The organism is Bacillus sp. SLBN-46, assembly GCF_031453555.1.
Lineage (GTDB): Bacteria > Bacillota > Bacilli > Bacillales > Cytobacillaceae > Neobacillus.
The window spans coordinates 900,314-922,360 of record NZ_JAVIZM010000001.1; the positions used below are offsets into that span (position 1 = coordinate 900,314).

The 22,047-nt window shown below is 40.4% G+C and carries 21 protein-coding genes; 18 read left to right on the forward strand and 3 right to left on the reverse strand.

Translation table 11 applies throughout. From position 1 onward, the window contains the following. Positions 1–288 precede the first annotated feature (288 nt). The 12 genes from QFZ87_RS04760 (at position 289) to QFZ87_RS04815 (ending at position 12,922) form a co-directional block, all read left to right on the forward strand. Positions 289–837 (forward strand): GNAT family N-acetyltransferase, encoded by a 549-nt coding sequence (locus tag QFZ87_RS04760; RefSeq protein WP_309858397.1) that lies wholly within the window; start codon positions 289–291, stop codon positions 835–837. A 163-nt stretch (positions 838–1,000) separates the two neighbouring features. Further along, entirely contained in the window at positions 1,001–2,170 is a 1,170-nt protein-coding gene (locus tag QFZ87_RS04765; RefSeq protein ID WP_309858400.1) for an ABC transporter substrate-binding protein, read from the forward strand. Positions 2,171–2,197: 27 nt separating this feature from the next. After that, positions 2,198–3,082, forward strand: a complete 885-nt coding sequence (locus QFZ87_RS04770) for a branched-chain amino acid ABC transporter permease (RefSeq protein WP_309858403.1) — start codon at positions 2,198–2,200, stop codon at positions 3,080–3,082. A 4-nt stretch (positions 3,083–3,086) separates the two neighbouring features. Beyond that, positions 3,087–4,067, forward strand: a complete 981-nt coding sequence (locus QFZ87_RS04775; protein ID WP_309858406.1) for a branched-chain amino acid ABC transporter permease — start codon at positions 3,087–3,089, stop codon at positions 4,065–4,067. Further along, on the forward strand, positions 4,039–4,812 hold the full coding sequence (locus QFZ87_RS04780) for an ABC transporter ATP-binding protein (protein WP_309858409.1): 774 nt from the start codon (positions 4,039–4,041) through the stop codon (positions 4,810–4,812). Before QFZ87_RS04775 ends, QFZ87_RS04780 begins: the two co-directional genes overlap by 29 nt. After that, positions 4,805–5,515: an ABC transporter ATP-binding protein gene (locus QFZ87_RS04785; protein ID WP_309858413.1), complete on the forward strand. Its 711-nt coding sequence runs from the start codon at positions 4,805–4,807 to the stop codon at positions 5,513–5,515. Before QFZ87_RS04780 ends, QFZ87_RS04785 begins: the two co-directional genes overlap by 8 nt. Positions 5,516–5,814: 299 nt before the next feature. Then, positions 5,815–7,017: a YecA family protein gene (locus QFZ87_RS04790; protein ID WP_309858415.1), complete on the forward strand. Its 1,203-nt coding sequence runs from the start codon at positions 5,815–5,817 to the stop codon at positions 7,015–7,017. 125 nt (positions 7,018–7,142) lie between these two features. After that, positions 7,143–7,676, forward strand: a complete 534-nt coding sequence (locus QFZ87_RS04795; protein WP_309858418.1) for an RNA polymerase sigma factor — start codon at positions 7,143–7,145, stop codon at positions 7,674–7,676. After that, positions 7,660–8,418 carry a hypothetical protein gene (locus QFZ87_RS04800; protein WP_309858422.1) on the forward strand — a complete coding sequence of 253 codons (759 nt, stop codon included), beginning with the start codon at positions 7,660–7,662 and terminating at the stop codon, positions 8,416–8,418. Before QFZ87_RS04795 ends, QFZ87_RS04800 begins: the two co-directional genes overlap by 17 nt. 23 nt (positions 8,419–8,441) lie before the next feature. Further along, positions 8,442–9,077, forward strand: a complete 636-nt coding sequence (locus tag QFZ87_RS04805) for a pentapeptide repeat-containing protein (protein WP_309858425.1) — start codon at positions 8,442–8,444, stop codon at positions 9,075–9,077. 204 nt (positions 9,078–9,281) lie between these two features. Beyond that, positions 9,282–12,584, forward strand: coding sequence for a DEAD/DEAH box helicase (locus tag QFZ87_RS04810; RefSeq protein WP_309858427.1), 3,303 nt, complete (start codon positions 9,282–9,284; stop codon positions 12,582–12,584). Between the two features lie 194 nt (positions 12,585–12,778). After that, a complete protein-coding gene (locus QFZ87_RS04815; RefSeq protein WP_309858430.1) occupies positions 12,779–12,922 on the forward strand; it encodes a hypothetical protein in 144 nt (47 codons plus the stop codon). A gap of 183 nt (positions 12,923–13,105) precedes the next feature. Here the strand turns inward: QFZ87_RS04815 and QFZ87_RS04820 are convergent, their stop codons facing one another. Both QFZ87_RS04820 and QFZ87_RS04825 read right to left on the reverse strand, forming a co-directional pair. After that, positions 13,106–14,797: an NAD-dependent malic enzyme gene (locus QFZ87_RS04820; RefSeq protein ID WP_309858433.1), complete on the reverse strand. Its 1,692-nt coding sequence runs from the start codon at positions 14,795–14,797 to the stop codon at positions 13,106–13,108. Between the two features lie 105 nt (positions 14,798–14,902). Beyond that, positions 14,903–16,153, reverse strand: a complete 1,251-nt coding sequence (locus tag QFZ87_RS04825) for a dicarboxylate/amino acid:cation symporter (protein ID WP_309858436.1) — start codon at positions 16,151–16,153, stop codon at positions 14,903–14,905. A gap of 208 nt (positions 16,154–16,361) precedes the next feature. Between QFZ87_RS04825 and dcuS the strand changes: the two genes are divergently transcribed. The 6 genes from dcuS to QFZ87_RS04855 all read left to right on the forward strand — a co-directional run bounded on the left by dcuS (position 16,362) and on the right by QFZ87_RS04855 (position 21,170). Further along, positions 16,362–17,969 carry a DcuS/MalK family sensor histidine kinase gene (dcuS, locus tag QFZ87_RS04830; RefSeq protein ID WP_309858439.1) on the forward strand — a complete coding sequence of 536 codons (1,608 nt, stop codon included), beginning with the start codon at positions 16,362–16,364 and terminating at the stop codon, positions 17,967–17,969. Beyond that, complete coding sequence (locus tag QFZ87_RS04835; RefSeq protein ID WP_309858442.1) at positions 17,966–18,679, forward strand: response regulator; 714 nt, start codon at positions 17,966–17,968, stop codon at positions 18,677–18,679. Before dcuS ends, QFZ87_RS04835 begins: the two co-directional genes overlap by 4 nt. Positions 18,680–18,814: 135 nt before the next feature. Continuing rightward, complete coding sequence (locus QFZ87_RS04840) at positions 18,815–19,243, forward strand: GNAT family N-acetyltransferase (protein WP_309858445.1); 429 nt, start codon at positions 18,815–18,817, stop codon at positions 19,241–19,243. A gap of 54 nt (positions 19,244–19,297) precedes the next feature. Further along, positions 19,298–19,945, forward strand: a complete 648-nt coding sequence (locus QFZ87_RS04845) for a hypothetical protein (RefSeq protein ID WP_309858447.1) — start codon at positions 19,298–19,300, stop codon at positions 19,943–19,945. Between the two features lie 32 nt (positions 19,946–19,977). Then, positions 19,978–20,451 carry a hypothetical protein gene (locus QFZ87_RS04850; RefSeq protein ID WP_309858448.1) on the forward strand — a complete coding sequence of 158 codons (474 nt, stop codon included), beginning with the start codon at positions 19,978–19,980 and terminating at the stop codon, positions 20,449–20,451. Positions 20,452–20,627: 176 nt separating this feature from the next. Beyond that, complete coding sequence (locus QFZ87_RS04855; RefSeq protein WP_309858451.1) at positions 20,628–21,170, forward strand: CBO0543 family protein; 543 nt, start codon at positions 20,628–20,630, stop codon at positions 21,168–21,170. Positions 21,171–21,269: 99 nt separating this feature from the next. On the opposite strand, the gene QFZ87_RS04860 is transcribed toward QFZ87_RS04855, so the two are convergent. Then, positions 21,270–21,860: a hypothetical protein gene (locus QFZ87_RS04860; protein ID WP_309858454.1), complete on the reverse strand. Its 591-nt coding sequence runs from the start codon at positions 21,858–21,860 to the stop codon at positions 21,270–21,272. Positions 21,861–22,047 lie beyond the last annotated feature (187 nt).

Sequence of the window (22,047 nt, forward strand, 5' to 3'; positions counted from 1 at the left end):
TTTTGTTGAATTTAATATATAGATGTTTAATTTTGGAAGGGATTCTCAATGAAGAAACATATACCTTGGTTATTTGGATAGGAGCGTAAGAAAGTGTGTGTACTACATATGGCTAAAAAGATGAGGGATGAAGTCGTTATGGTTTCATCTTTTTATTATGAAATTCTATAAAAACAAAAGTATGAAAAAATGTAATTATTTTCTTTTTTCTTTTTGTGATTAGAAGTATAATAGGTTTCCTCATTAACTGAATTATGGCTAAATGCAAATAGGATTGGAGTGATTTTCATGATTATTAATCAACGAGATTTCAATGTTAAAGGATTAAACTACGTGATTAGATCTGCTGGGGAAAGTGACGCAAGAGATTTGTCAGAGTTAAGATTAGAGATTGATGGAGAAACCGAAAATATGGACAGAGAAAAGGGAGAGGCGTTCATAGACCAGGCCGGTTTTGAAAAGATTATTGAGACGGATGCTAACCATCCTAGACGCTTATTTTTAGTTGCAGAAGTGGACGGGCGAATTGTAGGTTATTCAAGATGTGAAGGTCATGATTTAAAAAGGTTCTTACATAAAGTGGAGTTTGGGTTAGGTGTATTAAAAGATTTCTGGGGATATGGAATTGGAAAGAATCTCATGAAAGAAACTATTTCTTGGGCTGACGCCAACGGCATTAAAAAAATAGTGTTAGCTGGTGTTGTGGAAACAAATGAAAAAGCGATTGAGCTGTATAAAAGACTCGGTTTTGAAATCGAAGGCCTAATGAAAAACGATCGAATCCTTTCTGATGGAAAATATTATAACACTTATATGCTGGGAAGATTTAAGGAATAACTCATTGTTTTGGGGACTGTCCCCATTTTGTGAAACTAGGTGAACTGGCTAACTTATTGAATAAAAATTCTAAAAATTCCGTCGAAATCGTTTACTTTGTCATATAATTGTTATTTAATAGAGACGTATTTTATATTTTTTTAAAAACTAGGGGGGTAGTGAAATGAGAAAGATTGTAAATAAGTCATTTCTATTTATTTCTGTTCTTTTACTTGTTGCGCTAACAGCTTGTAGCGGCAATAGTACAGAAACATCAGGAAAGGACAATTCTAAAGACGGTGGACAAGCAAATAAATCCGTGAAAGCCAAAATCGGAGTCATTTCGTATTTAAGCGGTCCTGGGGCGGCTTATGGGGAAGCGATTACAAGTGGTTTTAAGCTAGCGCAAAAAGAAATAAATGAAAAGGGCGATGTCAATATTGAACTTGTGATTGAAGACTCAGCTGGAAAGCAGGAACAGGCTTTATCAGCAGCTCAAAAACTCATGAGTGATGATGACATTGTTGCTCTTTTAGGACCTACTTTAAGTACGGAAATGAATGTTGTCGGGCCTGAGGCAGACTTAAATGGAATTCCTATTATGGGAACTTCCACTACAGCTGTCGGAATTCCGCAAATTGGGGACTATGTTTTCAGAAATTCGTTGCCTGAGGCACTTGCTATTCCAGCAGCTATTAAAAAAGCAGTCGATAAATACGGAGCGAAGAAGGTTGCCATTCTTTATGGGAATGATGATGTCTTTACAAAATCCGGATTTGATACGATGAAAAAACAAGCAGAGAAAATGGGACTTGATGTTTTAACGATTGAAACCTTCCAAAAAGGACAGTCAGACTATAATGCCCAATTAACGAAAATCAAGGGACTGAAACCCGATTTAATTTTATGCTCAGCCCTTTATAATGAAGGCGCCGTCATCATGGATCAGGCCAGAAAAATGGGTATTGATGTTCCTTTTGTAGGAGGAAATGGCTTTAACTCGCCACAGGTCATTGACATTGCTGGAAAAGCTTCTGAGGGATTAATTGTTGCGACTCCATGGTTTGCCGAAAAAGATGATCCGAAAGTAAAGGAATTTGTTCAAAAATTTGAAGCAGCATATGGCAAGAAACCAGACCAATTTGCTGCTCAAGCCTATGATGCCCTATATATTTATGCAGAAGCTCTGAAGAATGCTGGCGAAGCTGACAGGGATGCATTTCGCGATTCACTTGCTAATATCAAAGACTTAGAAGGTGTACTTGGTAAATTCTCCTTTGATAAAGATGGAGACGTTGTCATGGAGCCAATAGTCCTAATCATCAAAGACGGCAAGTTTCAATTGTTTGAATAAAAAATTTGAGTAAAAGGGTGAGATGTCTTGCTTTTAGAGCAGCTAATTAACGGAATAACACTAGGAAGCATCTATGCCATCGTTGCTCTTGGCTTCACACTAGTATTTGGGGTCCTTGGCATTATAAATATGGCACATGGTGAAATCTTTATGTTTGGAGCTTTTATAGGAGTAATCGTTACAAGTACGCTGGGCTGGCCGCTTTGGGTAGCATTTGTCGCCGCCATCATTTTAACAGGCATTTTGGGATATATGCTTGAGCGCTTTGCTTTACGTCCACTGCGTGGGAAGCAAGGCGTCTCACACCTTGCTCCATTAATCAGTACGATCGGGGTATCGATTTTACTTGAAAATCTTTCGCATCACTTGTTCGGTGCAGGAAATCATCCTTTCAGTAATGCGTTTGCTGAGATTCATTTCCAATTCGGCTCTATCACCGTTTATGTTGTTCAAATCTTAATTTTTGTTATATCCGTTGTTTTAATGATGGCCCTTTCCTATTGGCTTTCAAAAACCAAGGCAGGAAAAGCGCTCCGTGCAACAGCAGAAAATTTGGAGACGGCTAGTATCCTGGGAGTAAATACAAAACGAATCATTACATTAACAGTTATTATTGCTTCAGCAATGGGAGGAATTGCTGGAATTTTAGTAGGTATGGCTTTCAACTCTGTTAACCCACAAATGGGATTATCAATGGGACTTAAGGGACTGGCCATTATCATATTAGGTGGAATGGGAAATGTGAAAGGCGCCATGGCAGGAGGATTGATTCTTGGATTATCCGAGACGTTGGTTGTTGCCTACGGAGATTCAGGATATCGTGATGCTATTGCCTTTATCACCATCATCATTATCCTTTTGTTAAGGCCTCAAGGGCTTTTTGGACAAAAGACAGCTGGAATAGGGAGGTGATGGCATGCTTGGAGAATTAATCAATCCCTACTACTTACAAGTTGCTTCCTTTATTATGATCAATATTATTCTCGGCTTAAGCATATACGTTACTCTTTCTTCCGGACAACTCTCATTAGGAAATGCTGGGTTTATGGGAATTGGGGCTTATACATCTGCCTTATTAACCATTAACTACGATGTTCCCATCATCATTGGAATCATTGTAGGGGCAGTGGTTGCGGGGATTGTCGGAATTCTGATTGGAATTCCCTCACTCCGATTAACTGGTGTTTATTTGGCCATAGCAACCCTGGGTTTTGGGGAAGTCATCCGTGTCTTCTTTGTAAACTGGGAATCTATTACGAGAGGTGCCATTGGAATTTCGGGTATTCCTCAAATCGGAAGAGAGTTATTCGGAGTTTTTCGAGAGGCAGGATTTGACCCAAGTACGATTGGCTTAAGAAATAATCAATTTGTCTATATACTAGTCCTTATCATTTTGTTACTTATTACCCTTTTCCTTATTTGGTTTTTGGTCAGACAAAGCAAATCCCGTGTTGGACGAGCCTTCGCATCGATCAAAATGGATGAAAAGGCCGCAGAAGCGATGGGAATAAATATTACTTATTATAAAGTTTTATCCTTTGCACAAGGTGCTGTTCTATCCGGTTTTGCCGGAGCGTTATTTGCTCATGTCATGGGATTTATTAGTCCGGCAGATTTCTCCTATCATCGCGCTGTCGAAATCTTGATTTTTGCCATATTTGGAGGCAGTGAAGTCATTTGGGGTTCTATATTTGGAGCGACTTTTATGACGATCATGCCCGAAGCGCTCAGATTTATTAGTGAATACCGGTACGTCATTTATGGTCTTATACTTATCCTCATGATGGCATTCCGTCCTCAAGGATTAATCGATGTATCATTTGTGCAATGGTTTAAAAAGAAAAAGCTGTCAAAAAGGGGTGCCGATCATGGTTCTAAAAATCAAAAACATATCTAAAAACTTTGGCGGCATCTCCGCTTTAACTGATGTTACTTTTTCTATTCAGGAAGGAGAAATCTACGGGCTCATAGGTCCAAACGGTGCAGGGAAAACGACGATGTTTAATGTCATAACCAATATGTTTCCGCCGTCTTCCGGAGAGATTAGCTTTCTTGAAAAAAAAATAACTGGGCTTAAACCCTACAAAATTACCGATAAGGGGATTTGCCGCACATTTCAAAATATCCGCCTCTTCTCTCAAATGACGGCTTTAGAAAATGTATTGGTTGGTGGCCATTCCCGCAGTAAGTCAGGAGTATTCAGCGGCGTTTTTCGGACAAAGTCGCAGCGCCTTGAAGAAGAAAAACTGCATCAAACCGCAAAGGAACTCCTTGAGTTGGTGGGTTTAACCCCATTTGAAGATATTGCGGCAGAAAATTTAGCCTATGGTCAGCAAAGAAGGCTTGAAATTGCCAGAGCGTTAGCAAGTAAACCGAGGCTATTATTGTTGGATGAGCCGGCTGCGGGAATGAATGAAACCGAAACCGAAGAGTTAGTTTATTTAATTCGAAAAGTCCAACAAAGAGGGATTACCGTCCTGTTAATTGAGCATGACATGCCTCTTGTTATGAAACTGTGCGACCGAATTACCGTTTTAAACTTTGGGAAGAAACTTGCTGAAGGAACACCTGAGGAAATTCAAAACAATCAAGCGGTTATTGAAGCCTACCTCGGAAAAGAGGAGGAAGATGATATTGCTTAAAGTATCTGGAATTGAGACTTTTTATGGGAAAATTCAGGCGCTAAAAGGAGTCAGTCTTGAAGTGGAACAAGGGAAGATTGTAACCATCCTTGGTGCCAATGGAGCCGGAAAAACGACTACCATGAAAACCATAGCAGGTTTATTAAAGCCAAAGCAGGGATCTGTTGAGTTTTTTGGAGAAGATGTTACAGGTTTCAGGCCTGACCAGCTTGTTAGAAAGGGGATTGCTCTTGTTCCTGAGGGAAGAGCGATTCTATCGAGTATGACGGTGATGGAAAACCTTGAAATGGGAGCTTACCATCGAAACGATAAAGAGATTGGAAAAGATATTGAAGATGTCATGAAGCACTTCCCGATTCTAAAAGAAAGAAAGAATCAGTTGGGCGGTACCCTTTCTGGTGGGCAGCAACAAATGTTGGCTATAGCAAGGGCATTACTTTCACGGCCAAAACTATTACTTCTAGATGAGCCATCTATGGGACTTGCTCCTTTAATTGTAGCGGATATTTTTAAGATTATAAGAGAAATAAAAGATACTGGCACAACCGTGCTCCTCGTTGAACAAAACGCAAAGCAAGCATTGAAGGTCGCTGACTATGGATACGTTTTGGAAACCGGAAAAGTCATTATTAGCGGAAAAGCAGAAACTCTTTTAGAAGATCCTAGAATAGTAGAGGCATACCTTGGAAGAAGATCAAGTTAGAGGGATTCTGGTTCTAGGGACAGTCCCCCGGCGCTTTAGCGCAGCGGGGGACTGTCCCCAACCTTTAATTTCCTTTGAATAGGTAGGGATAATATGTTTTAATTAACAGATAGGATTGCCAAAGTGATGGTTCTGGTGGTTTTTGACTTATTCGAAGTGTTTTTTTATGAACTACGAGAACTGTTTCTGTGGATGGAGGGCCCAGCTTTTTCAAAGCTGGGCCTATCCGTTTCTTTATTAAAAGGTCTCTAGATTTGTAGCAAACAAGAAAGCAATACAGCAAGAAAGAAGGATTTGACATGATTGATACAAAGATTGATAAAAAAACAGAGAATACTTTACTGCGTGCGTTACATAATGCAAAGGCACATAGCCGACAAATGCAAATGAGAAGAGAAAAGGAGCTTTGGAAGCAAATTGATACTCCATGCCGCCTCATTGATGTATTAGGTTTGTTGAAAAAGCATGAATTGGATTTTATTCGTAAAAGACTTGATCTTAAAGGTCTAAGCTCACTCAATAAGGGTGCGTTAGCTAGCGAGCTTGAACGATTGATTCCGGCCAATTTCAAAAAGATCCTACATATGTTAGATCAAGAGAGATATGATCTGATCCGTGAAATTGTTAGTAACTCAAGGTACTCCATTTCAAATAGCCGGTTTACTATTTCAAAAGTTGAATCACTCATGGAGTGGGGGATTATTTTTCCAGGTGTTGATCAGGACCAAAAGTTTCTTACTATGCCTTCTGAGCTTATGGATCTTTTTACAAAAATGGATGGACCTGAACTGAAGAATATTATTCGTCGGAATACCGAGTGGATCCGTCTTACTCATGGGATGCTTTATTATTATGGGGTTATGGATACCTCTCTTCTTTTAGATAGAATAAGCCAGCTAACTCTGCAAAAAGTAGATTCTTTAGATTACCTGAGGGTTTTCTCTGCTGCAAGTAACTATTATAAGCAAGCGAAATTTTCTTATAAGGTACTTGGATTAGAAGACCATCGCGTACACGATGCTAAGGAATTAATGGACGAACAGAACAAGAAAGCGGCTATTGATTATTATCCGTTTACAAAAGAACAGCTATCACGAGCGGGAGAGCCTGGTTTTATTGAGCGAAATCCTTCCATGGTAAAGTTCTTAGACTTTCTATTCGAACATTATGATCTAACGCATTCAGAGACAGAAGATATAGCCAAAGAGCTAATTAATATCATCAATTTGGATGAACATCCGTCGATGATTATCAAGTACTTAAGCACCCGCTTAGAGTTCCCAACCTTTGAATTCGTTCAGGAAATCACGGCGCTGATAATGGAGTTATATAACCAGACTCGCATGTGGGTGCTAAAAGGATATGCGCCTTCAGAGCTGGCTCAAGAAGAGAAGAAGCACTTGCTTCCACTACCATCTGATGATGAAAACAAAAAAGTAGGTCGTAATGATCCGTGCCCTTGCGGAAGTGGGAAGAAATATAAGAAGTGTTGTGGAAAATAAGTTTGGGTTGGGGACAGTCCCCCGGCGCTTTAGCGCAGTGGGGGACTGTCCCCAACTTTTTTTTCAATCATGTAAAACTTTTCTTAGAGATATACGTCTAAACATCAAAGCTCATAAATAGGGGGATGAAGGTGTCGGATATACGAGATAGAGAAATCTTGAGATGGTATGAGGAGTTTAACGAATCTATTTTTAAGTATATTTTTATAATGATCCAAGATTACCAGCAAGCAGAAGATTTGAGGCACGAGGTCTTTTTAAAGGCCTATGTTCATTATGATTCTTTTCGGCGTCAATCCAACCCAAAAACATGGCTTTATAGTATCGCGCATAATCTAACCATTGATTTTATCCGAAAGCGGAAGCCGATATTATTTTTACAAGAAGCGTTTTTGTTTAAGAAGGATCCGAATCCGTTACCTGAAGAAAAGATAGAAATAAAAGAGAGCGCATATGAACTTTATAAAGCATTGGGGGCCATTAAAGATTCCTACAGGGAAGTGATTATCTTGAGGAAAATTAAAGAGTTTTCGATTGAGGAAACAGCGGAGATTTTAGGCTGGTCTGGTAGTAAGGTGAAATCTACTCTTTTTCGAGCGATTCCCGTATTGGAGAAGCAACTGTTAAAGGAGGGATATCTGCTTGAAGAAACCATATAAGGGGAGTATATTGGATAGCGAGTTAGCTCAATTCGAGGCAGATATCGTTTGGAAAAACGGTCAAAGTGATGAGATGAGAGAGCGATTGATAAGGGATTTACATAAGCTTTCCGTAAAAACTAGGCGGAATAAAGGTTTTGCCTTTCCTGTAAGAATGTGTGTAGCGGCTGCTGTGATAGCGATAGCTTTTGTTCTAGTTAAACAGGAAGATTTCAATCGCAGCCATTCATCACGCAGCTCGGATCCTGAAGGGATAAACACTTTCGAGCAACCCATTCAAAATAAGGATGTATCCGTTACTTTTTCAAGGGAAGAGCAAGATTTGATCGAAAAAGGTACCAGCGATCAGGAACGCTTTTTAACAGAAGAAGCTGTTATTCCGTCTACGGTCATCCTTCCTTCGATTGCAGGAAAACCAGAGATCGCTGCAACGAAGGATCAGGGGCGGGTTCTAGCGAGTGTCACTTACCCTGTTACAGATGGAAAATCCATATCGATTGAAACGGCTATTAATCAACGTGGTTCTGCGAAACGGGCTTATGATTCGTTGGTAAAAAGGTATTTTGGTTTTAGCTCTATGTTAACCATTGGAGGTCACCAGGCTATTCTAGTAAATCCTTTTGAAGCAGATGGGGTTCATCGGTTAATTGTGGTCAGTGATGGATATATCTATTCTATTTCAGGTGGAAAAAGTAGTGACGATGTGATAAAACTGGCTAAGTCCATTCAATTTAGTAAATAGTTTTTTAATAGAGAGGTGCTTGTATGAAAATCGATTCACCTAGAATTTCACCTGATCGATCGACTAAGAAGTTCCATGATATCTTTTATGAAGAGGATTCCATCTTAGAAATGTGCACCATTGTGGATTCTGTGTTTGAAAATGAAGTGGTTGATCGCGTGCGGTTATCGAATGCGGTGGTGAAAAATTGCAGGTTCAACCAAACGGATTTCGGAAGCGGCGATTTTACGGATGTGTGTTTTGAGAACTGTGATTTTTCCAATGTCAATTTGAGTAAGGCTTCTATTCATCGCGTAGAGTTTAAAAATTGTAAGCTGGTCGGTGTGAATTTTGCAGAGTCTAGCTTTGGAAACGTTGGATTTTCGAATTCGGTGTTAAATTTGGCGACCTTCGGAAATTCGAAGCTGGAGAAGGTAGTTTTTCAGGATGTTTCTTTGAGAAATACCGATTTTTATGATTGTAAGCTTAAGAAAGTGAATTATCAATTCTGTCAGCTGGACGGAGCAAACTTTGACCAAACATCATTAAAGGGAATCGATATTAGTTCCTCCACCTTTGATACACTCACGGTTTCCATGGAAAAACTAGTTGGCTGCAAGGTATCCTCTCACCAGGCGATACAGTTTGCGGCGTTGATGGGATTGGTTGTTAAAGAATAGAAAAAGTTTGGGGACAGTCCCCCAGCGCTTTAGCGCGGTGGGGGACTGTCCCTCTCTAATTGTTTATTATTCAAAAAATATGTTCATTCTAGTAACATAGTATTTGTTTATGAGTGAGGCTAGAATAGCAAGTATAGTGGTTTTTCAGTTTGATTTTTCAATTAAAGAAAAATGAGGATATATGTCAAGCTAGTAAGGAGGGGAATGATGGTCCGTTCATTAACTGCTTCAGATGTTAAAAAAATGTTCTCTTCATCTAACTACCGGAAAGGGCATAATTATTACAACCAAGGAAGAGTAATAGAATTGACTTTCGATTCTAATAAAGAGGCGTGGTCCGGAGTAGTCTCGGGAGCAGAGCGATATCGGGTGATGGTCCAGGAAAATGAGAGTGGTTTTGAGTTTGAGTGCTCCTGTCCTGCCTTTCATCGTTATGACGAGGAATGTAAACATGTGGTTGCCGTTATGATCCAAATCCAAGAAACGGAATCAATGGGAGGACAGGTCTTTTCTGCTAAGGATTGGATGCAAGCAAGACAACAAGAGCTAAAGAGACAGCAAGAAGAGTTAGTTAGACAGCAGCAAGATAGACAAGCGGCCTATGTTAAGAAGATTACGAATCAGTTTATTGACACTTTCGCTTCCTATCAACATGAAAGCATGTTCCAAGAGGGGACGACAGAAAAACAACCACTGATGGTGGAGTGGATTTGTATCATTCACAGAACTTATAAACATATTGTTCTCACGTTAGAGATGAAGGTGGGGCAAAAGCGAACGTATGTGGTCAAAAATTTAGTAGATTTCCTTCAGGCTATCATACAAAAAAAGCAGTACCCTTTTACCAAAACCTTTTCATATGATCCAAATGAATATACCTTTATGGAAAAGGATCAGGAAATTATTGATCTTTTGCATGAGGCTTTAAATTATGAAGAAATCTATCGAAACCTTCAATCACCATTCGCCCCATATGGTAGGGTATCTGATAATCGGGGGATAACCATTTCTCCTATAATAGCAGACCAACTACTAGAAATACTTGCGGAAAGTCAAATAGAATTTCGGAATAAAGGTGTTACGTATCATCAGTTAACACTCCATAAAGACGAATTGCCCTATAGATTTCAACTAGATCAAGGAAACAATGAAGCATTTAATTTAGATGTAACTGCTTTTGAGCTTGTGGAATATCTTGACTTGTATGGTTATGTGGTAAGGCAGAATGACATTTATAAGCTGACTCCTATGCAACAATCCTTTGTAAAAGAGTTAAAAAGACTGGTTCAGCAAGCAAAAACAACCGTCTTACCCATTAGTCATGATCAAATAGAACCACTTCTCACCTACGTCGTGCCGATGATGGATGAAATTGGCACGCTAAAAATTGCCGATAGTATCTCTACGAAAATAATGAAATTTCCTTTACAAGCTAAGATGTATGTTGATTACATCGATGATTTTTTACAGGTGACGTTGGAATATCATTACGGAGAAACGACGATTAATCCCTTTGTGGAAATTACTAGAAAATCAGAGAGTAATCCTATTTTATTGAGAGATGCAGAAAAGGAACAATGGATTAAACATGTCATCGAGTCGAGCGCACTCCAGTCCAATGGGCAGACACTTTTTGTAAAGGAAGAAGAGGAAATCTTTGAATTTTTATATAAAACCCTTCCTCGACTAGAGGATCAGGTAGATATTTTCTTAACGAAACCAGTCAAAGCTCTCCTTCTAGCTGAGCAGTATACTCCAGTGCCCCGTATCGATGTGGACTCATCCGGAAATTGGTTAGAAGTTCGTTTTGACATGGAAGGGATTGAGCAAGAAGATATCCAACATATCTTGCGTCATGTGGTTGAAAAAAAGAGATATTATCGACTGCCAAATGGGGTGTTTGTTTCGCTTGAATCAGAGGGATTTGAAATGGTCCAGCATATGCTTCATGATCTCCACATTCAATCGTCGGAACTGGAAGAGGAGTCCATCCGCCTCCCGTTGTACAGAGGGCTTCAACTAGAAGAACTAGTTTCAGGAGAAAGAGGAAATAAGGCGAAGTATGGAAAAGCTTTTCGACAATTACTTACTCGTCTAAAAAATCCTGATGAGCTGGACTTTGAGGTTCCAGACTCTCTGCATGCAGAGCTACGAGACTATCAAAACTATGGATTTCAGTGGCTAAGTACACTAAAATATTATGGACTTGGTGGGATTCTGGCAGATGATATGGGCTTAGGAAAAACGCTGCAGAGTATTGCACTATTATTGGCAGATAAAAAGAAATACGAGGAAAGAAAGCCATCCCTTATATTGGCACCTGCTTCCCTCGTATATAATTGGAAAAATGAACTTGTGAAATTTGCACCATCCTTACGTGTGGAAGTGTTGATTGGTTCGCCTCAAGAGCGGTTGGACATGCTTCAGTGTGCAACTCCTCCTGATATCTGGATTACATCTTATCCCACATTGCGTCAGGATATCGAATATTATCAACAGCATGAGTTTCGCACGCTTATTTTAGATGAAGCGCAAGCTGTAAAAAATTATGCAACAAAAACAGCGAAGGCCGTAAGAGATATAAAAGCAGATACTCGTTTTGCACTTAGTGGAACGCCGATTGAAAATTCCATAGATGAGCTATGGTCGATTTTCCAAACTATCATGCCGGATTTCTTCCCAAACCAAAATGCCTTCCGCCAGTTGTCACCTGAAAAGGTTGGAAAGATGATTCAACCATTTTTACTCCGAAGGGTGAAAAAAGAGGTATTGAAGGAATTGCCGGATAAAATTGAGACGGTTCATGTTTCTGATCTTACGAAGCAGCAAAAAGAACTGTATCTTGCTTATTTGGATAAAATTAGAACGGAAACAACGGATTCGCTGGATGGAGAGGGTTTTCAAAAAAGTCGGATAAAGATTCTTGCTGGTTTAACAAGGCTCCGTCAATTGTGCTGTCATCCTTCTTTATTTTTAGATAATTATAAGGGTGACTCAGGCAAGCTCCAACAATTAATGGAACTTGTCGTGAATGCGCTTGAAAATGGTAGGAGATTACTCATTTTCTCTCAATTTAGTAGTATGCTACGTTTAATCAGTAAATCCCTAGAGAAGGCGGACTTAGGTTTCTTTTATTTAGATGGGAAAACGGCCTCAGAGAAACGTGTTCAATTGGTAGATCGTTTTAATAACGGGGAATCGGACATTTTTCTCATTTCATTGAAAGCAGGAAATACCGGATTGAATTTAACTGGAGCGGATACGGTGATTTTATATGATCTTTGGTGGAACCCGGCTGTGGAAGAACAGGCAGCAGGGCGAGCGCATCGAATGGGGCAGAAGAAGGTCGTCCAGGTGATACGCTTAATCACGCAAGGAACCATCGAAGAAAAAATGTATGAGTTACAGCAAAGGAAGAAAGAACTCATTGAAACCGTCATTGCACAAGATGACCAATCCCTATCGAGAATCACCGAACAGGATATAAGGGAGATATTGAATATTTAATTTTGGGGACAGTCCCCCAGCGCTTTAAAGCAGCGGGGGACAGTCCCCTTTTTTCCGCACGAGGTTACTCTAAAATTTTCGGAATTTGATAAGTCTTTAGTTTGTAGAAAATGCTAGAATAGAGATGCAACTGAATATTGTGAGGGTGGATGGTTGTCGCTCTTCTTTCCGGTTTAGGAGAGGAGGTGATGATCATGGAAACATTTCTTGATATTATACGAGAAATTTCTAAAGGGATTTTGCGTGAAGTTGTCGCTTATTTCTTTAAGAAAATCGTTCTAGATAACAAGAAAACCACCCCGCGCCGTAGGAAGCAAAAGGGTGGTTCGCTCAAATAACTAACATAGACAACCACCACCCTGACGGTAGAGGTTGCAAGGAGAAGTGTTACCAGCACTTCTCTTTTTTATTATATAACTATTATAAACAAATATATTCCTCTATAAAAGTAAATTGCTATAGTTTCATTTTGGGGACAGTCCCCCAACGCTTTAAAGCAGCGGGGGACTGTCCCCAAATCTTTATACCGCTAATCTCTTGACTTCTTTGTATTCCGGTTTCCACATGGCGTTTGCTACTGCTTTTTCTACGTCAACCATGTTAATGTTGGCCTTGGCGATTCCTTCTGCGATGGCGGACTTGGCTACTTCGATGGCTACGTATTCTGATACCTCTTGCAATTTGTTGATGGACGGCAGCAATGGCGCGCCTGGCTTACTGCTTTCGGACATGGTTGCCACAGCGGTTGCTGCTGCGGCCAGCATGCCCTTTGAGATGATCTCCGCTTTTGCCACGATAGCGCCGAGCCCTAATCCTGGGAAAACAAAAGCATTATTCGATTGGCCAATTTCGTAGCTGACTCCGTTGTAAACAACATTATCAAATGGACTACCGGTAGCCATCAACACCTTGCCATCGGTCCATTGAATCAAATCTGCCGGTACAGCTTCCGCCAAGGACGTTGGATTGGACATCGGCATAATAATCGGGCGCTCCACGTGTTTCGCCATTTCCCGCACAATCTCCTCCGTGAAGGCTCCCGCTTGTCCGGAAGTACCAATCAATATCGTTGGCTTCACTCTTTTAACCACTTCCATCAATGAGATGATGCCGTCTTCATTTCGTTCCCATTCCCGAACCTCTTCAGCCCGACGTGCGTATGGTTTCTGGAATGTAAAAACATCTGAAATGTCATCTGTCAACAATCCGCGGTAGTCTACCGCCCAGAAGCGGTCATACGCCTCTTCCTTGGATAAGCCATCGAAAATCATCGCCTCTGCCATCTGATCAGCGTTTCCAATTCCGGCGGCTCCAGGTCCAAACACAACAATCCGCTGTTCCTTCAAAGGCACCCCCGTCACTTTTAAGGCAGACATAACCGCTGCAAGGGTCACCGCACCTGTTCCCTGGATATCATCGTTAAAGGTAAGGGTTTTTTCTCCGTATTTTTCTAAGATATTCCGTGCATTAACATTGCCGAGATCCTCCCAGTGAAGCAGCACCTCTGGGAAGAATTTTCTTGCTGTAGAAACAAATAAATCGATGAACTCGTCATAGCGCTCTCCGCGGACGCGCGGGAATTTGTTTCCGATATAAAAAGGATCTTCCATTAAAGACTGATTGTTCGTCCCCACATCGAGTACAATCGGCAGCACCCGGCTAGGATCAATACCCGCCGCCGCTGTATAAACGGCTAATTTCCCGATGGCGATATTAATGCCCCCGACACCTTGATCACCGATTCCGAGGATGCTTTCTGAATCCGTCACAACGATTAGATCAATTCCGTTTTTAGGCTGCCCGAGGTTCCTAAAAGCAGCTTCGACTCCCTCCGGATCTTCGATTGATAAATACATGCCCCCAGGACGGCGATAGACATGTGAGTATTGTTCAATGGCTTCTCCAACAGTTGGCGTGTAGATAATTGGGAGCATTTCGCTTAGATGATCCTTTAACAAACGGTAAAAAAGAACCACATTTCGGTTATATAAATCGTAAAGGAGTCCATTTTTAAACAAATTGGTGGTCCGGGCAGAATATTGCTCATACGCTCTTTTCGCCTGTTCCTCCAAGCTCAGAACATGGGGAGGTAATAATCCCTCTAGTCCCAACTCTTCCCGTTCCTTTTTTGAAAAAGCAACCCCTTTGTTTAAAAATGGATTCGATAGAATCTCTTTTCCCTTTAAAGTGGTCTGTATTACTTTTGTATTCATGGATGCTGTCATGGTCGTTCCTACTTTCTTTTCATCTATTAAACTTACTAAAAGCAGGCACCACTAGTGGCTGCCTGCTCATATGGTCGACGACATTTGCTGCAGTTAAGCAGAGATTTTTCCTGCAACGGTCTCCTGTGAAGGGTTAAATTCTCCTTCTGTCTTAGAAATGACTACTGTTGCAACCCCATTCCCAATCAGGTTCGTAATGGCGCGCGCTTCTGACATGAAGCGGTCTACACCAAGGATGAGGGCCATTCCTTCTACCGGGATGGAAGGGAATACTGCAAGTGTAGCTGCAAGTGTGACAAAGCCTGAACCTGTTACGCCAGCCGCTCCTTTTGAGGTGAGCATTAATACTCCAAGAAGGGTAATCTGCTGCCAGATGCTAAGGTCTACACCATAGGCTTGAGCAATAAATAATGCGGCCATGGAGAGATAGATTGATGTTCCGTCAAGGTTGAAGGAGTATCCAGTTGGAAGCACAAGTCCGACTACAGGCTTAGAGCAGCCGTATTTTTCCAGCTTTTCCATCATCTTCGGAAGAGCTGCCTCCGAAGAGGAGGTTCCGATTACAAGAAGGATTTCCTCTTTAATATAAGCAATGAATTTGAAGATGCTGAAGCCGAATAATTTTGCGATACCACCCAGTACAAGGAAAATGAACAGAGCCATCGTAATATAAACAGAACCCATCAGTTTTCCAAGATAGAACAATGAATCGATTCCAAATTCGCCAATCGTGTATGCCATGGCACCGAATGCGGCTAATGGAGATACCTTCATAATCAGATTAACAATTCCGAAGAACACTTCTGTTACTTTTTCAAAAAACTCGAGGACTGGTTTCCCTTTCTTGCCTATGTGGGCAAGAGACATTCCAAACAATACAGCTAGCAAAAGCACTGGCAGGAGTTGCCCGCCTGTGAACGCACCTATGAAGCTATCAGGTATGATGGAAAGGAAGAAGTCCATAAAGCCGTGGCTTGTTTCTGCAGCCGCTTTTGTATACTGAGAAACATCTCCTTTTCCTCCGTGGGCATCAATGCCTTTACCGGCTTTCATGACATTGGCAACCAGGATTCCGATGGCTAAAGCAATCGTAGAGACAATTTCAAAGTAGAGTAACGCCTTACCGCCAATTTTTCCAACCTTCTTTAAATCTCCCATTCCCGCAATCCCAATAACAATAGTTAGGAAGATGATTGGAGCAATGACCATTTTTACGAGTTTAATAAATATGTCTGCAAGAACCTTCAGCTGTGAACCAAAATCAGGGAATACAAAACCGACTGCAATACCGAGAATAATACCAAGGATGACTTGCGTGGTGAGACTTTTAAACTTAATTTTCATACACCTTGCCTCCTGTTTAGTAGATTTGAAAACGATTTCATTTTCTTGGATTAATAACATGTTACAATTTTGTGAAAAATAAGAATAGTTATTTAAACTTTATAAATCTTTTTGTAATTAAAGTAAGTGATTAATAATGACTTTTATTTAAAACGGTTACAGTTTATAGTGGTTAATAATAGTTTCAGCACGTAATGGGGGCTTTGTTGTGCAGAATCATAGATTCAAGTTTAAATTAAGTACGATCATTATTTTTTTCGTGTGTATCGTTGTGCTATTGTCCCTTATGATTACGGACTTATTAATCAGCCATTCGGTAAATGAGAATATCAGAAAAAATCAGGAGGAGAAGGCGCAGATTGTTGCAAGGACTGTGGCGAAATCACATATCGTCATCAATGGGCTGCAGGACGGGGAAAACTTGACTGCCCTTCAACAATATACAACTGAAATCCAAACGGCTACGAACGTGCTATTTGTGGTTGTCATGGATATGAACGGAATCCGCAAGACGCATCCGAATGCGGAGCAAATTGGCAAACAATTTGTAGGCGGTGATGAAAAGGCCGCTCTTAAAGGGAAAGAGTACGTGTCCACTTCAAAAGGTACCTTGGGTAGATCCGTTCGCGCCTTTACCCCTATTTATAATGGAGAAAAGGAACAAATTGGGGCGGTTGCCGTGGGAATCTCGCTTAAGAGCGTAAATTTAGCGCTTGGCCGCAGCTCTAAAAATATACTGATTGTTACCGCTTTAGGGTTAATCATAGGGATTATCGGGGCGATTTCGCTTGCTACCTACATTAAAAAAACCTTACTTGGGCTAGAACCTTTTGCGATTGCCAAGATCCTTGAAGAAAGAAGTACCATGCTTCAATCGGTTCATGAAGGAATCATTGCTGTTGATCAATCGTCAACGATTACTTTGGTGAACAAGTCTGCGTTGCAAATTTTTAAAAAGGCCGGGCTCTCGGAGGATCCTATCGGTATGAAAATTTATGAGTATATGCCGTCCACCCAATTGGATCATGTTTTGGAAACGGGGCAGCAGGAGCTTGATAAAGAACAAACGATTAACGGTGTGTCGATCCTTGTCAACAGAGTTCCATTGGTTGTTAATGGCCAGATAGTCGGCGCCATTTCCACCTTTCGGGACAAGACTGAGGTGAACCAATTAGCGGAACAGTTGACCGGGGTAAGAACGTATGCGGAAGCGCTTCGCGCGCAGTCCCACGAGTTTATGAACCGGCTTCATGTCATTCTTGGAATGGTTCAAATTAAAGCCTACGAGGAGCTGTCTGGGTTCATTCGGACGTTGGTTAATTATCGGAACCAGGAGTTCGGAAATATCACTCAGCATATCAAGGATCCCGCCCTGGCTGGTTTTATTATGGGGAAATTAAGTTATGCCCGGGAGGAGAACGTCGATCTTTCCATTGAGAGCGACACGGTTATTCCTGAGCCTGCGGTGAGTAGGACAACCCATGAACTGATTACGATACTCGGCAATTTGATTGATAATGCCGTTGAGGCCATGGTGGATTCGGTAGAAAAAACATTAGAAGTCAATTTTACATATGAAGATCACTGGTTAACGATCGAGGTCTTTGATTCGGGTCCGGGGATTTCCAATGATGTGCAAAAGAGGATTTTTGAAAAAGGGTTCTCGACCAAGGGTGTCAACCGTGGGTACGGTTTATATTTAGTTGCAAAAAGCGTGGAGGATTTGGGCGGAGAATTGATGATTGATTCCAAGCTGCGGTTAGGAACGAATGTTCAAATACGTATTCCTTATGAAGCGAGAGAGGTGAGAGGATGATTCAGGTTCTTATTGTGGAGGATGACCCGATGGTGGCAGCCTTTAATAAGCGTTATCTTCAGGAGGTGAAGGGCTTCCGCTTAGCAGGGATGGTTCAAACGGTAAAGACGGCGATGGAGTTTCTGGTGAAGGAACAGGTTGACCTCATTTTACTTGATGTCTATATGCCGGGTGCGAACGGGTTGGAGTTGCTGCGGTTTATTCGCGAGAAAAATATGGCGTCCGATGTTATTCTCATCACGGCTGCTGCGGAAAAGGAAAAAATTCAATCCGCCTTAAGGTTTGGTGCGGTCGATTATTTAATCAAGCCCTTTGAATTTGATCGTTTCCAGCAAGCGTTGATTCAATATAAGGAGAAGTATCACTTTTTCGCTAATCATCAAGTCATCGGACAGGAAGAGTTGGATGAACGGATATTGAGTGCGGATTCCAAGCAAGTGGATGAGTCACTTGATGAGCTGCCGAAAGGATTAACGAGCAACACGCTGCAGGCGATTATGCATGTGATTAAATCAAAAGGAGAGGACCAGTTCTCAACCGATGAGATTTCCGAAATTACCCTCATATCAAGGGTGTCCGTCCGCAAGTATCTAAAATTTCTAGCGAATATCGGCGCCCTCAAAGAATCACAAACCTACGGGATTGGACGTCCGGTTAACTTGTATAGACTAAAAGAAGAAAATTTGGGGCAAGTGAATAGATTCATATAATGGGGACAGTCCCCCGGCGATTTAACGCAACGGGGGACTGTCCCTCTTTTTTTAAATAAAGGAAATACCATACCCATTGTTGAATTTATTGAATGGTAGAATTAGGTAGAAAAAATCAAGAGATAGGTGTTGAAAATGAGTTCAATTGTAAAACTTATGCAAACAGATGCAGAAATAATGTTGACGTTTAGGACAATTAAACAACTGCGGCCCCACTTAATTGAGGATGATTTTTTAGAAAAGATCAAACGAATGCAAGCGACATATGGATATCACTTAGTTGCGGTGATTGAGGATGATGAAGTGAAAGCGGCAGCGGGATACCGGGTGACAGAATCGCTTGCGTGGGGAAAGAATTTTTATGTGGATGATCTGATAACTGATGAGGGAAGCCGGCGCAAAGGGTATGCAAAAACTTTATGGGATTGGCTAATTGAACAAGCCAAAATCAATAACTGTGAGCAATTCCACTTGGATTCAGGTGTACATAGATACGATGCGCACCGTTTTTACCTAAAAGGCGGTTTAGATATTACTTGTCATCATTTTCAGAAGTCACTGTAGATTACAAGTGTTTGTATGTTTTCTAAATTATGTTGATAAATGAGTGTGTTTCTATTGATAAAAGATAAAAAATATCTTTACATTGCCCTAATCCCTTTTTTACTGTCAATGGCATTAAATTTCCCCTTTCCGGATGCAGCTCCATATGGAGAGACTCTTGTTTCGGTTTTTGATATTCCCATTCGAACAGAAAGTGGAATAAACTTTATAGGAATATTATCTTTATTATTATTGATTTTATGTCTTTACTTACTCAGTAAATCATTAAATAAATACAAGGTTCGATTGGTCTTGCTTGCTATTTTAATTGCCGTTTTTGTTCCAACTTATGTAGTAAAGTCATTTCAAAAAACGGTCGCTACAGGCATTTATGCTGTCTCCTATGAATCGGAAGAAAGCACTTGTAGTTTTGAAAAAAATAATGAGACAACCTTAAATGCGATATGTGAGCTTCCATTTAAAAATTATAGTGATAAGAGTGTGGAGTTTACTGTTGTATTTAAAAATCTTGACTACTTTCCGCTTGGGTCCATTATGAATAGCCAAGCACCATATAAGGTCGGGTTAAAAGGAAATGAGCGTAGGGTAGTGAAAATTGAGACAAGTGTTGATGTCTCTAGGCTAGAAATTCAAATGGATTCAGGAGAAGTAGCCGGATTTAATTTTATCATTAAGTCTGGTGGCAAAAGTAGAAAATTATAATCATATAGGTTGTGGAAAAAGAGGTGTGGGATTTGAAAGCTAAAAGGACAGCTGCGATTGTGGCTATTGGTTTATTATGCCTGGCTATTACTGTTATTATCAACCTATTACATAAGGACGTTTGGAATCAAAATGAAGATTTGTTGAAAGCGGAAGTGCTATCGCTTGGGGCTTCCGTTGACACCGTCAATTTGCGAGAAGTCACGCCATTTAAATGGGATGTAGCTTATAGCTTTCCACCGTATACTTCCAAAGAAGATATCTACAAAACGGTAGGGTATAAATGGGATCGAATCAGTGAAACGGTCAATGAGGGAATGAATCAGATAGTGTTTATGGAGGAAGGGAAAGTGGTCTGCTATTTATACGGGTATCCAGAGAACAACGGATACGGATTATCGTTTACATCCGATCGGTATAAAGATGCCGGGAGTGTGCTTCGGGTGAAGGATGATTTGACTTTCCAAGTTGAACGGAGCGACGGGGTTGTGTATTTAAATAACTAATTTTTTGGGACAGTCCCCCGGCGCTTTAGCGCAGCGGGGGACTGTCCCCTTTTTTTCTCTAGGAACTTTTATATAGCATATGTTCTTCCAAATAGGGAAAGTTAAGGGAAATTACCCTTAAGGAATGATCGTATTGTTGGATTCCCGCTTGGAACAGTTAGATAAAGCTGTGAATATTGAGGAAAGAGTCTGCAGACATTCTTCTAGATTATTGGTCACGTTATTCCATTTTTACTACTTTTGAGTTTTGGTGCATAGTTGCGTTGTTTATCGTACCACTAATTGTAATCATCCTAAAAATCGATAAAAGTAAAATATTTTTGATTAGTTTTTATGGATACAGTGTTCATATGTTATCTTTTTATATTAATTTACTTGGCGTGAATAGGGGGTTATGGAGCTACCCTTTTCAATTAATACCTACCATGCCAAGTTTCGCGTTTGATTCAAGTTTTGTGCCTGTAACTTTCATGTTCGTCTATCAATGGACTTTAAATCATAAAAAAAATTATTATAAAATGGCACTTATCGTTGCTGTATTATTAGCATTTATTATTGACCCCATATTTGTGAAAATGGGATTGATAAGACTGTATGGTCATACTAATTATGCCTACCGTTTGGTCATCTATGTAATACCATTGATTTTGGCAAAGTTAATTACAAATGTATTCCTATGGCTTCAAAAAAAGAAAGGGGACAGTCCCCCAGCGCTTTAGCGCAGCGGGGGACTGTCCCCATTTTTAGGTAAGGTGGAATCAAAATGTTGATTAAGGTAAATCATTTAGCAAATAAAAGAATGGTTCGAAAATTAGGCTTTATTGCTCCCAAGAAAAAATGTTTACAACTGCTGCAATCACTGTTTTAAGTAGTCCCCATATTACAGCAGGAATATTTAAGAGTGTATCAATGGGATGAGCGATAAGACCTATGAAAGTTCCGACAAAGAGCATGATAATGGATAGAATCAAACCTAGTGCCGCATAAAAAATATCCATTACTATCGCGACTACCATACTAAAATCAAGTAAGGCATTGCCAACTTTACCTTCTATGCTCTGTTCTACCTTTTTGTCTACTTTAAATTCCTTCTGTGTCATTAAATAATCATATCTTATATTATGAATGAGTTTTGCAGGTGTATTTAATATGTAAGAAATATTATATGCTAGATTTGCAGTGGCACTTCCTGAATTCCCATCAGATAAATGGTACTTGATATCTCGTTCTGCTAAATAAAATAATTCTCCTACACTACTATTAGCTGTTGGTACCTCGCCAATCATGGCAACATATGCTGTTTTATAGTTATATGCGGCTTTCCCTTGATCGACTATATCGCACCCACTTGTTATTACGGTGAGCAACAAAATTAATTGAAATACTAAAATATGTTTAAACTTAAGCAAAATCTATTCACCCCTACTTTTCCCTATACAGGAAATTTATACTATTTCTATTTTACCAGTAAACAACTGAGGGTTTTCGACAAATTTATCGTCAATAATCGACAAGATTGGGGTGAGTCCCCCACTGCTCTACAGTAGTGGGGGACTCACCCTTTTTTTTTTTTGACCCCTTTTTTTACCTTTACTG